The following is a 12836-nucleotide window of genomic DNA, read 5'->3' as shown; positions in this document are numbered from 1 at the left end:
CTGCGCAGTTTGGAGCGCCGTGTCGAAGGATCGATCAGTTGCGTCCTGTCACTTCGTCAGGATCAGCTTTCCTTGACGAGTTTGCTGGAGCCGATAGAGTTGGCCGCCATTGCGGATCCAAACTTCATTGCCGCACCGCGCTAGATCCTCAAAATTGATCACTTTTGCACCATCAGCATTAAGCGTCGGCGGACCGCCCACGGTCGCATCAGGTTGGTCAGTGCGGGATTCGTCGTGGGAAGCCATCGTCACACAGGGCGGAGGGGGAAAGGTTCTGAGATGCTTTTGCCGGACAACGCCCACCACGATAGGCTTCTTGATAACGATTCTCAATAGCAAGGAGCGATGTGCAGTCGAAAAGCGTTAAATACTCGTCTGTTTCCGCTCTAGACGTGGAAAAAAGCCCTGATTTACGACGTTCCACTGGGCTGAGCAAAGCTGGCAAAGTCAAATTCGATGTCGGCCCTGCCCAGCTACTGCGTCACAGAATCGGCATTCAGCGGCACCATCTTTGATTCCGGGGCGACTACCAAGGCGAGCTTTTTCGCGTCTGGCGACCAGACGGCACCGAAGACTTTGCCGCCCACGTCAGGCAGAATCAGCGACTCCGGATCCTTTCGATCGTCCAATGGCAGCTTCCATAGATTTGCCTGTTCTCCTTTGACGGGAGAATCTGCGACCAGCACGGATCGATTGTCCGATGTCCAACTGAATTCGACGGCCAATCGATCGGCTTTGCGAAGCACTTGGATGCGATCAGATTGATCCAGCGATGCGACGGCAATGTCCTCGCCGTTGCCATCGGTCCGCGTTCCTTTGAAAACAATCTTGCGACCGTCGCGCGACCAACACATGTTCCAATGAAACCAGCGGTACTGTTTTGCGGCTGCTCCTGTCAGCAGAGGCTTGGACTTTCCAGTGCCAACATCCCAGAGCATGATGTTTGATCCTTTGGCGTAGGACAGTACATCTGGATCTGGCGACCACTGAATCCCCCAGCCTCCCGAGTCGATGATCCGGCGATCACTGCCGTCGGCATTCATGATTCCGACGCCTTGGCGATAGGCCGAAAATGCAATGTATTTTCCATCGGCGGAAAAATTTGGCATCGATCCGAACCCGATGTCCGTCTCTTCACGATTGGCAACGTCGTAGACCAGGAGACGAGAGTCAGTTGTTGAGCCTGAGCTTCGATCGTATGCAAGAAATTTCTGATCGGCAGACCATTTGGGAGATCCCATGTGATGCAGCTCAGCGTTGCCTTGAGCGATGCGCTCGGTGACAGCAGATTCCAAATCCAGTACCGCGATCGATCGAAGTCTGTCGGTGGGAGAATCGGATTGCATGATCGATTGGGCGTGGATTTTGATGTCGGTCCAACTGACCGAGCAGGCGCCCTTGCTTTGTGAATTGATGAGCATCATCTGAATGTCATTTAGCGAGACATCCGCGGTAGAAACTTTGTACTCAGCAATCAGACGAAAAATCGGCGAATCGCCCTGAGCAAATAGAAAATACGCCTGGTCTCCTTGCCGAACAATTCGCATGCGCCCCGATGTTGATTCGTCCACGACTTTTTCATTCTTGTAGCGTGGAGTGCCGTCTGGATAAATCATCGTCACACCACAACGAAGGACGGCGGAGTTATTGGCATGGTTACCGATCGCGACCACCAATTGTCGCGATAGTTCGTCGTTGAGGGTGACGATCAAACGGGGGCCCGCATCACGCGCTGACACGGGGACATCCAGCTCTTCAAACCCGACTGCGACATCAAAGTCGCCTTGTATGGCTAGTTTGGTCGTGAACGCCATTTGCGACCATTTTTGACTCGCAAAGGCAACGACTTCGCGTCCCCTCGTCGTGTCGCGTGTCTGCCCGGATGCAAGTCCATTGACGGGGGCAAAGTACCTTGCAACGCCAGCTGGCCGGTTCAATGCTTGCTGGAAAACCGTGGGCAGCGATTCGCGGTGTTTGTCCAACGATTCGACGATTGGATTCGCAAATGACGAAAGCGACGCGAGTTCTTTTGGCCAATCACCCCGCATTTTGACATCGCGAACGCGAAGATCGGAGCAGTCAGCAAAGTAAAACAACCCAAACTTTCGACCGAGGCCAGAAGGGATCGGTCGTTCGTGCACCAACTGCCCGTTCACAAAAACGGACAGCGTCTGATCATGGACGGACAGCCGAGCCTGATTCCAGGCGTTGTCCAATAATGGCAACGGGATGCGTCGTTTGGGATCTTGATCGAATGAAGTGGATGGTTCAGGCCGCGCGAGAGTGCGTTCATATTTTCCGTCGGTCACCCAGTGTTCTTGAACCCCTTCAGGCTGAAATAGGAATGCAAGTCGTCCTAGAGCAGGCGATGCGGTTGTCTGGTCGACGCGATAAAAGAAATCGAATTCGACGTCACCGTCTTCAACGAACGGACGGTGGTAGCGAAGCAGGCGTTCGGCATGGCAGCCGCGTGCAATCTTTGCGCGATGCCCAGCAATTACATTGATTTGGTTTTCGTTCTCGGTTGTCCAGTTTGGCAAATGTTTGTTGTAGCTGCGACCAAAGTAAGGCGTCCATCCGATCAGATCCAGTGACGCCGACATGGAGACTTGATCCGGGACCAGAGCATCTCCCGTGATTTGAAAATCTCGAAACTTGGCGGTCCCTTTCCACCATCCTTGGAATGCCAACCAAGGGTCATCCGTTTGGCTTCGGTGACGTTCGTAAACCAGGCGACCATTCAAGAACACGGACGAAAGATCGCTTCTCAGCTCCTGTCGATAACGCACCCAGTGTTTCGGTTCGACCAACGGCGGTGTCATCTTGATTTCACGCAATTGTTGGCCCAACTTGGCGAGCCCAAACTGCTGTTTGTCTGGCTTAATCGTCTCACCCAAATGAGCGACGGTCGTGCTGGACCATGGCCCAAGATCCGCTTCGATGGTGTAGTTGCCCGTTAGCGGTGCCGGAAAATACAAGCGTTCGTGATCGTGTCCAGCGACGTGATGTGTCTCTCCGTTGCGAGCGGATCGCCAGCGTGACGCGGTCCGCCCTTCGCTTTGAGTATTGGCAAAGGAGATATCAGACGCAATCAGCTGCCCCGGCGATTCGTCCGATCGGTTTGCATCGTCGGTGTCATCCGCATGCAGTTGTTGGATGTCCAAGGCCAACGAAAGTAGCTGTGTTTTGAATCCCAGGCTCGAACGCGTGTCCGCCTGCTTTACTCGCCGAGCAAGAACGCCCGAAAGATAATCAAGTACTACCAGCGACTGGGGAAACCGCTGGGCTGCGGTAGACGCCACCAAAAATTCAGCGTCGATTGATGGCCGCTTGCTTTTCATCTTGCCCAAGTCCGACAGCGATTGTTCTGCTTGAGTGAGCTGATTGCGTTGGCAGGCCACTAAGCACTGCATCGCTCGTTTTTGCCAAACAAGCAGGTGGTTGTCATACGTGTTGAACTTGTCGATGAGGTCTTGGATCTCATCTAGCTTTCCCTTGGATGCTGCCATGCGAACGAGATCGCACGCGGGTGAAAATAGATTCTCAGCCTTGCTGTGTTTGGGACCCCAATTTTGGAATGCGGGGTCCGCTTGCTGTGTCAGGGATGCATTGGTCGGCATCAGAAAACCTGTTAGCCGGAAATCGTAATGAAAACCTTCCCGCGTTTCACATGGCAATACCCACTGCACCAATCGATCGTATCGTTCCGATTCGGTCACGCTGCTCAGTTCGCGACGAAATCCCATGGCTTGGCTGGCAACGACCTGTTTACCAATCGATCGATTGGCTGCCTTTGCGGACGCTGCTGAATTGGTTGCATCGGCGAGTTGCAGCAAATCATCGAAGCACCCCTTGGGTAATTCCAATGGCCAATCGCCCGATAGCTTGGCGTCACGAATTTGGACCTCGACTCGTTGCGGGCGATAGAATCCAAACTGCTTGTCACCTTCGAAATCCAATTTGCGGTGGTAGATCAGTTTGCCATTGAGCGAAATGTCGACGAAGTCGCCGGTGTGGGCGACGCGAACATCGTTCCAGTCGTTCACTTTCAAAGGCAAAGGTCTCGGCCCGCGCCGACTAAGCGGTTCCAGCAGCTGGTGATCCGGCGCCAATCCAGTCCAGTCTTTGTTGTGGTCAGTCATCCAACGAACGCGGACACCGTCTTTTAGGAGCAGAAAAGCCATTCTTCCCAGGGTTGGATGAACGGCCACTTCACCATCACCGTGCTTGAACTGATAGGTGATGGCTTCGCTTTTCAGTAGTGGTCGTTCGTAACGAAGCCAACTGGGCTTCGCGGTGTCTTTCGCCTCGCTGGATCGCCCGGTCAAAACGCCTGCGTCGACAGACCAGTCGGCCGTCTGATCCACGTCGGCCGCTTTGGCAGTGTCGTTCTCTTGCGTTACGTCACTCGCTTCGTCGATGGGAAATACGGACATGATCGTTTCGCCAGAGATTCCCGGCAGCCAACCGCGAAGTTGGTTGTCGCCAATCAACGCCACTGAACGCGGAATCGTAGGTGATCCCGAGAGCGTTAGATTTCGAAAAACGGGCCGATTCTTTCCGCGACTTCTCAGGCCCAGCCAGGGACTGGATTGCGATGCCTTGTCGAACGTCCACATCGGATGGAAATTCGCCTCCATCGCAAGTTTGCCGTCTTTGCCGCGGATCGAAACGCGATGAAAGGTGGGCGTTGTTTCGCTACGCACGAATGGGCAGAAAATGTGTTTCTGGTTTTGTGCACCGGCGTCAAAAATTTGAAGTTGGTTTGACGCGCCATTCGCTTCAAAGTGCAAGCCTCCGTAGGCGATTCCTCCGTCGGTACCGACTGCGCCGCCACCTTGCGTTTCGGCGACGAACTCAAATTCACCTGCAAGTGGGTATCGAAAAAACAGCGTGTTTTCCCGGCCTCCTGCGGCGTGCAGTAAGTGGTTTTCGTGCGTCAGCCACAGGGCGTGCGGAGCACCAAGATCACGGTCAGCGGATGCGCCGCCTGTGACGCCGTGCCAGTATCGAAAGTCTTGTTGGTAGAGCTCTGTCGGCGGTCGTTTTCCAAAGTAGTTTTGCGTCGCCAACGCCTTGACGGTTCGTAGAAATGATCGTGCTGGCGAATCCGTTTTGTCCAGCGCGGCCAAAGTGGCTAAGGCCGATTCACCTGTGGCACTTCGCGAGGAAGCCGCAGCTGCGACCGCTGCGACGACTAGTTCCGCCTGGCCGATTGCCTTGGGGAAATTCTTTGAATGCAGATTCAACGCTGCTTGAAGTGGTTTAACGTCAGTCCGTGTGCTTTTGGCAATTGCTAAGTGAAGAAGCGCATCGGAGCCAACCACTTTATTATCGCTGAGCGTTTGCAGCTGAGTAATCAATCGATTCAAACGCCCAAGGTCATCTGCGGCTTCTGCCAACATCCAGCCACTGCAGAAAATGCCTTGGATACCAGCAATGTCGGCGACTTGGAACGTCTCATCTTTGGGGCGTTGACCGATCTCTCGTGCAAAAACCTTTGGTGGCGCGTCCACCGGTACCGGGACAGCCAGGACACGTACGTTTGCGTGGTCGTCGTTGGGCATGCTCCAGTCCAGCAACGCATCGTACCGCTGATCGCTGCTCTGAATGACCATCAGCCGATGGACAGCAGCGGCAGCGGCGGGAACACGCTGCTCAAGTATTGCGTCGAGCGACAGATTTTCGTCGCTGACAATCGCAAGGGTCGTCAGCGCCGACTCTAGATCCTTTTTGTTGACGGCATCGATCACACGGACACCAATCGGCGTCTGAGCATCAATCGATTCCTGAGCATGCGAAGTCGGATCGATCGCAATCATGGACGTGATCACCACAAAGGCGGCCGCCAGGAGTCCGGGGCGCAGTGAAGATTTACTTGAACGTTTCATGCAAAACGGGGTGTTAGAGATCGAAGCCAAACTGGGCGCGAAGATGAAGGGGGGACAGGTTGCTGAATGACAAAGGTTGTCGCGAGGTCGCTTTCAAGAATGAAGCAGGATCGTTTGCTATGTCACCGGGGAAATGATTTTGAGTCGACGATGAGCTCAGCGGGGAGCTCGGCGGGGCTCTCTACTGGGGATGCTACTCGGGAAAAGGTTGCACCGAGTACCTTAAGTTAACAGGCGCCGTTTTGCTGAACTGCTCGCCGCGAATATCGAAGGTCTTGAAAAGGATGTTTGAGGTAGGGCCTGAGCCGCCGGTGTGGACTAACGCACGGATCGCGTTCCTGCGGATGGGGGCGTCTCCAAGCGGGAGTGAGGTAAGCACGGTATCCGTTTTGGGATCGTTCGTACCTGCCAAACAGAAAATCGTCTTGCCCTGACGAGCCAGCCGCAGCCGACGGATATCAGTGCCATCAATGTGCTGGGCATCCGAATAGATTTTGGCTCCCCTTTCATCCGCAACGCGAGTTTGCGTCTGCACGATCAGGCCACCTTTGCTTTTATGTGTTAGCAGCGTATTGATTTGCGACTGGCCTGGGTCTTCTAGCTGAATTTGCAGAAACAAACGCGAGTGTTGGCCCGGTTTGGGGACGCCCAGATCGACTGAATCAAAGCTGATTTCAATGTCAAAGTCTCCATTGACGGACGGCCGAAATGCCACGCCCGAGCTATTCCAATCGTCCGTGCCGACATGCTGGACAGGCAGGCCACCGTCAGACGATTTCCATGGTCCGACCGAACCCCAGCTATAAAAGTCACTCGGACGCATCGTTTGCTTTTTGTAGTCGACGCTCACAGCACGATCGAACCGAAGTCTCGCATCGTTAAGCTTGGCCAATTTTGCATTTTGATTCTCCAATGCAAATCCGCCGACTTGGTCGGCACGCACTTCCAACGACTTGAACCGCGATGTGATCGAACCAGTGTTGCCCAACATTTGCATGCCAAAACGAATGCCTTTGTTCAGAATCGGAACGGTCGTGAATTGGCGACGACCAATGATGCGAAACTGCTGGGAGTCGTTTTCGGCGAACAAGTAAAATATCTGATCGCCGCGTCTTGATAGCCGCATTTGACCGGCGTTGGCGTCATTGGGTTGGCCACCAAAGTATTCGGTGCGTCTTTCTCCATCGACGACTTTCGTCGAAGTGCATTGGAATACTTGCGACCCGTCGGCTTCAAATTTTAATCGCAAACTGGCCTGTTCTTGCACCGAATCGACTGCGTCAACTTCCAGAGAAGCGCACGCCAGCGGAGAATCAATTGATTCGGCCGACAGTGAATCGAATCCGACTGTCACATCGAAGTCGCCGCTGACGTCGACGTTCGGTGTCATTCGTGCCTCGCAATACTCCCGAGCGTTGGGCCTTGTGACGGTGATCCCGTCCGCGTCAGGGTGGAAGTGTTCGATCATGTCCCCGCTGAACAGATTCAGTCGGCCGCTTGCGAATGAATCTGTCTGGATTGGCAGAATAAATGCTTGGCCTTTTTGGGCGAGGTCCGTCGAATGAAGCACAGGATCCAACGCTGCCAACGACTGTTCTTGCATCGATGGAAGTGACTTGGGCCAATCGCCGGTCCATTTGATGGCGCGAACTCGAGCCGTTGTTTGGTCGTTGTAATGAAAGAGTGCAAATTGACGATTGGCATCTGGCGACAAAACGTGTGTGTGCAATAAATCTTCGTTGAGCCGGAGTTGCAGATTGTCACCGTCCAATCGCAATGCAACACGGTTCCACGCATTGGGGACGAGAGCAGGACGCACCGGAATGGATTCGCCACCGCCTGGTCGACTCCCGATTTGGTCATACTTGCCATCGGACAGCGGATGGACGGTCAGGCCGCTGGGCCGAATCACAAAGCAGGTTCGTCCAATCGCTGGATTGACCATGAATTGGCTCGGTTGATACCAAAACTCATATTCAATCTCGCCATCTTCGATCATCGGACGCGCGTATTTCAGCATGCTTTCGTTGAAACATTCGCGCGGTAGCGATGTATTTTGCGGGCCAACGATCTCGAATGTGGTCTCATTCTGTGGTTGATCTCGGGATAAGTCTCGCGGTTGTCGATACTGTCGCCAGTCGACCAACGTGCTTTTACTTGGCAGCGTAAAGTGTTCGAACCAGCCGGGCAGATTGTCGACCTCCGACAGTGAAACCGTGTTGGGAATCCTGCCACCTGTGATGCGAACATCAACGGCTTCGCCATCGTGTTTGGGAGAACTCCGAACTGCGATCCAAGGGTTGATTCGCGTATCACCTTGTCCCAGCGTCAAATTCTGAACATAGGCGCGGCGACCACTGAAATAGGCTGTCAGTTTTTTGTTGCGAATGGTCACGCGATGATGAACGGTCGAGTGTCCTGAAAGATCGGTTAGTGGTGGGTTGATAGGCGAAAATCCCTGTTGGAAACTCGCATTCCCGTAGGCCACTCTTTTCAGATCGTAGATAAGACCCGTCCACGTACCTGCGGTCATGATCTGCGTGTCTTTCCAGCCAAAGCTGGAAACGTTGGATTCAACGTCATAGTCGCCCTCAAGCGGGACTGCAAAGAACAAAAAGTCTTCGCCGTGACTGGCAACACTGTAGGCGCGATCGTCGGCAAACATCCATTGGGATGCTGGAAAGCCGCTCCCGTGCTCCCAAGCTCGGGAACGTGGTGCTGAATGCCACTGCGAGTCGGATCGTTCACCGGGCGCAACTCCGAATTTCTTGACGTCGACGAACTCACGCAGCGCTGCGGCTGTCGATTTTAGATGTTGGTGCCATGCGGTAACGTTGTCGTTTCTGGCAAAGCTAGCCACTAATTTTTGCGAATGACTGATCGCCGCCAACGCAGTGGGCAAGGACTCTTTGGAGCGGTGCAAACAAAGCAGTACTGCATCGCGGTGTCTCTGCACAGTTTCGGCGCTCGACATCGCAGCAGAAAAAAAAACGTTGGAGAGCGATGTTGATTTTTTCAGGTCATTTGCTTGAGTTGCCAGCAGAAACTGAATCGCAGCCTGGTCAATTCGCATCCTGTCCGTGGTTAATTTGACTGCTGCCACTGAAGTTTGTACTTCGGAGAGCCGGCCCAGTTCGTTTGCCGTTGCGATCCAGTCCAGAATGGGAGAAACGATCACTCCGCGTTCGTTGTCAGGATTGGGGGCAAAGCCCACCGTGATACGAAAGTCGCCATGTGTGTCACTAGGCAGGATCCAGTCACTCAGTTTTTTGAACCGTTCCGCAGCAGGCATTCGTTGGCAATTCCGGCAGACCGAAAGGGAGCTTTCGAGCACGTGCTGCTCCGCAAAAATCGCGTCCAATGCGCGTGGGCTACCTTGCGACATTGCAGGTGCAGCGCAGGCGGCGATCATGAAACAAAGCAAAGTAATACGTTGCGTGCTCATGGTTGGAAGCGATCAAGGAGTGACTGAATCATCGACGGTGAATTGTTTAAAGCCGGCACCGCTTCCTTCTCTGACGGAATAGGAATCGGCTGGGTGGCTCGAATGTCGAGTGATTTCAGCAACACGCGGGAGGTTTTTTCTGCGTCGCCCGTGTGAACCAGCATTCGAATGCCACCGGGCGTCAATGATGTTGTTTCGACGTTTCTGGCGGCGATGATCCACTGTTGGTCGGACTTAGAATTGCCCGCAATCAGATAAATGGATTGGTCACGCTGGGCGATGCGTAGTTGATCCGCGATGCCAGTTTGGGTGCCCAGACGAAGGTAGTCGTAGGAGCGAGGATTTGTTGGAAGACGCAGTCGCTGTTGAGCACGTGTGGCAAACGCGTCGGCTGTGCTTTCGGCAAAGGAGTTGAGCTGCATGCCGCCGGGCGGTTCGATCTGTAAGCCTACCGAGGAATTCGTTCCGTTGGTTGCTTTCGCAAGACCAGCGGGATCGAACTCAATCGTAATGTCGAAATCGCCTCTGACCGTTGGCTGAAAAACCAGACCCGCGCTGGCGTAGCCGCGTGTTCCTGGGGAGACAATGATCAGTCCGTCATCGGTTGGCTCGAGGCCAGGGCTTTGATTTCGATTCCAAAAATAGAACAGTTCCGATGGAGGCACTCCGGCCTTAAAATCGTAGTGAAATGATTGGGTCAGTCGCTTGCGTTCGTCGTTCAATTGTTGCAGGGAACGTTTCTGTGCCACGCGACTTGGTAGCTGGCGCGCAACGAGCGTTTCGGATCGAATGTCAACGCCGATCCACTGCACAGTCGTCTTACCGCTGGTGCCTTGAATTTGGGAGCCTAAACGAATGCCGTCGGTGGGGAGGTCGGCCGTTGAACAGGCCGATTGTCCGATCAAGCAAAACTGCTGCGAATCATTCTCTGCCAGAAACGCATAGATGGTTGCGCCGCGTCGTGATAGTCGGAGCTTTCCGCTTCTAGCGAGTGAGATGGTGCCTGGCGAGTAATGTCTGGCAGATTCGCCACGGATTTTTTTCAACGTCATAAGCTGCCCAACGGAATCGCCTGAGTGCCGCTCTCGCAGTTGCATCATGACGGTCTGAAAACCGTCCTCATTCGTTTCGTCGCTGGCGCCCAAATCCGCTTCCAACATGATGACTCCGATTTTGCCAGTTTCGGATTCGACGATCAGATTTTTAAACCCGGCTGTGATGTCAAAATCGCCCGTTAGTTGAACGGGCAACGCCAGTTTGGCTTCGCGGTATGCCTTTACCGCCGGACGAACGACCGTGACCCCATCGTCGGTCGGCGTGATCGTGGATTCTCCGCCGCCGGACGTGATTTTCAATTGTCCGAGCTCGATCGAATTTGCGTCAAAACGGTACGCGAGGGTTTGTGAAATGCGTTGCGATTCGTCGACCGCAAGCCATGCGGGAATGCGTGCAAGGTCTTGTCGTTGGACTGGCGGGATCGTTTTGTCCCACTTTCCAGTCCATGAAGCGTGCCGCACGCGGGCTTGGGTTTGATCAGCGTAGTGAAACAACCCCAGTCGGCGCCGATAGTCAGCAGGCGATTGCAGTTCGTGGATGGGCTGGTCATTTAGATAGAAAGTGACAGTCGAGCCAACGAATTCGATCCGCATTCGGTTCCATTGGCCACGAGCGAGCGGTGTCGTCGCATCACGTAAAACCCATTGGACATTGTCGCTGCGGATTAACCTTCGTTCAGAAAGGCCACGCGTGATCTGGTGGATTGCGATCGACGAATCAGTGATCAACAGGGCGTGATCACCAACGACGGGGTGGACCAGAGTTCGGTCAGGTTGGTACCAGTAGTCGAATTCGATCGTGCCGTCTTCCAGTACGGGACGGTTGTACGTTAGCAATCGCGGTGCATGGCTGCCGTTTGTCAGTCGATGGTCCTGTTCGCTTCGGATTTCGAGCGAACCCACTTCGCTGGTCTGCGTTGCTTTCCAGGCGTTCGGGTTGGTTCGTGACGAATAGTAATCATTCCAATCCCGTAAGGATTTGGCAGTGATCATCAAGATCTTGTCTGGGACGCGGATATCGCCAGAAATCCGCACGTTTTCCATTCCGCTGTTCGCTCGAAAGCAACTTCGCAGTGATACCCAAGGAGACAGAGGAAGGTTGTCGGCAGTCGCAATGGATTGGCGGTGGACGATGCGCCCGTTGAAAGCTGTTTGTAATTCGCCTTTTTGAATTGCCGTGTGATAACGTACCGGTTGTGAATTCGCGACATCCCAAAACGGTGGCACCAAATCGATTGTTTGGATCGATCCATCGGTTTGCCCCACAGCGACTTGATTGGGATCAAACGCTGGTGCGGCCCAAAGGTCGCCTGCCAATCGAATGTGCCCCCGCCGCATCCCTGCCCCGAAGATCTTGGCCTGCGATTGAATGTCACCAGACATGGGGGACGCAAAGAACAACGCGTCATCCGAATTGGACTGGGTGCAGAAGGCTGATCCGCGATTGAGACGCCACGACGAAATCGGATAGCCGTTGCCAATTGTTTCCGCGGTTCGCCGGGGCACCCAATGCCATTGATCGCTGCGGATCGTTTGATCAATTGGCTCGCCAGCGCTTTGCTGATCGTCGACGGTGATGCTGCGCCGCAGTTTGTTTAGCGTCGCATACAAGTGACGGTGCCAAGCCTCTTGATGTTGTGCCGGGCGGTAGCGGGACTCGACCATCGTTGCTGAAGATGAAATGTGTGCCGCCAGCTTGGGGCGTTCGCAGACAGTCGCCAAAGCGATCAGAACGGCATCGCGATTTTGTTCTTGGCCAGCGGGTTGCTTGGTAAACGACTTGAGCGAATCACTGATCAGTTGCGCTGCTTCGGTTTGTTGGTCGTCGGAAGTGCTGCGTGCCTGAAGTGCGATCAAAGCAGCCACAATATCCACGGCAACGGTGTTGGCAGCTTTGTTTGCGGCAAGGTGCCCGTCACCTTTGGAACTTCGCAGGTTGTCGACAGCGGTAGCTAAACGGTCAAGCGAATCATGCTCCTCGCTAAGATCTAACAGACGTATCAAAGGCGATACGATGAAGTCTTTGGGCGAATAGTCGCGGAGCGTTTCCTGGGGCACTGATTCCGGAGTCACGAAATCGCAAGTGACGCGAACGTCCTGGTTGACATGATTGGGCAACAACCATGATTCCAAGAATCGCAGTTGTTGCTCGGCGGGCAAGCTGTCGGCGTGGCGAATTGCCCAAAGTGAGCTTTGTGGGACATGTTGCCCGTCAAAGATCGATGCCGTAACGCTTGGTTGGATGTCGGCAGACGCGAAGTTCGACAGGCCTGCGGTCATCAGCATCGCTAGAGGGATCGTGATCCGAAGGATGTCGAAGCTCCTAGACTGAGGTCAAGACAGTTGTTTCGGCGAGAACGTGGCCACAAGTTAGTCGTTGCAGCGAGCTTCATCACGCCCGTTTTTTTCGGACTTTGTGCGGCAGGCGATCGACAATGTCAGTTT

General features: G+C 54.1%; 4 protein-coding genes. All 4 read right to left on the bottom strand.

The window, feature by feature from the left end; translation table 11 throughout:
• Positions 1-48 precede the first annotated feature (48 nt).
• The 4 genes from hemP to K239x_RS23340 all read right to left on the bottom strand — a co-directional run bounded on the left by hemP (position 49) and on the right by K239x_RS23340 (position 12677).
• On the bottom strand, positions 49-246 hold the full coding sequence (hemP, locus tag K239x_RS23355) for a hemin uptake protein HemP (protein WP_145420752.1): 198 nt from the start codon (positions 244-246) through the stop codon (positions 49-51).
• Positions 247-473: 227 nt separating this feature from the next.
• Positions 474-5891 carry a DUF1583 domain-containing protein gene (locus K239x_RS23350; RefSeq protein WP_145420751.1) on the bottom strand — a complete coding sequence of 1806 codons (5418 nt, stop codon included), beginning with the start codon at positions 5889-5891 and terminating at the stop codon, positions 474-476.
• Between the two features lie 193 nt (positions 5892-6084).
• Positions 6085-9336, bottom strand: a complete 3252-nt coding sequence (locus K239x_RS23345) for a DUF1583 domain-containing protein (protein ID WP_145420750.1) — start codon at positions 9334-9336, stop codon at positions 6085-6087.
• Complete coding sequence (locus K239x_RS23340; protein WP_145420749.1) at positions 9333-12677, bottom strand: DUF1583 domain-containing protein; 3345 nt, start codon at positions 12675-12677, stop codon at positions 9333-9335. Before K239x_RS23340 ends, K239x_RS23345 begins: the two co-directional genes overlap by 4 nt.
• Positions 12678-12836 lie beyond the last annotated feature (159 nt).

It is taken from the genome of Stieleria marina (assembly GCA_007741555.1).
GTDB lineage: Bacteria > Planctomycetota > Planctomycetia > Pirellulales > Pirellulaceae > K23-9.
The sequence above is the reverse complement of the archived record's forward strand: the minus strand, read 5'-3'. Positions and strand labels throughout refer to the sequence as shown.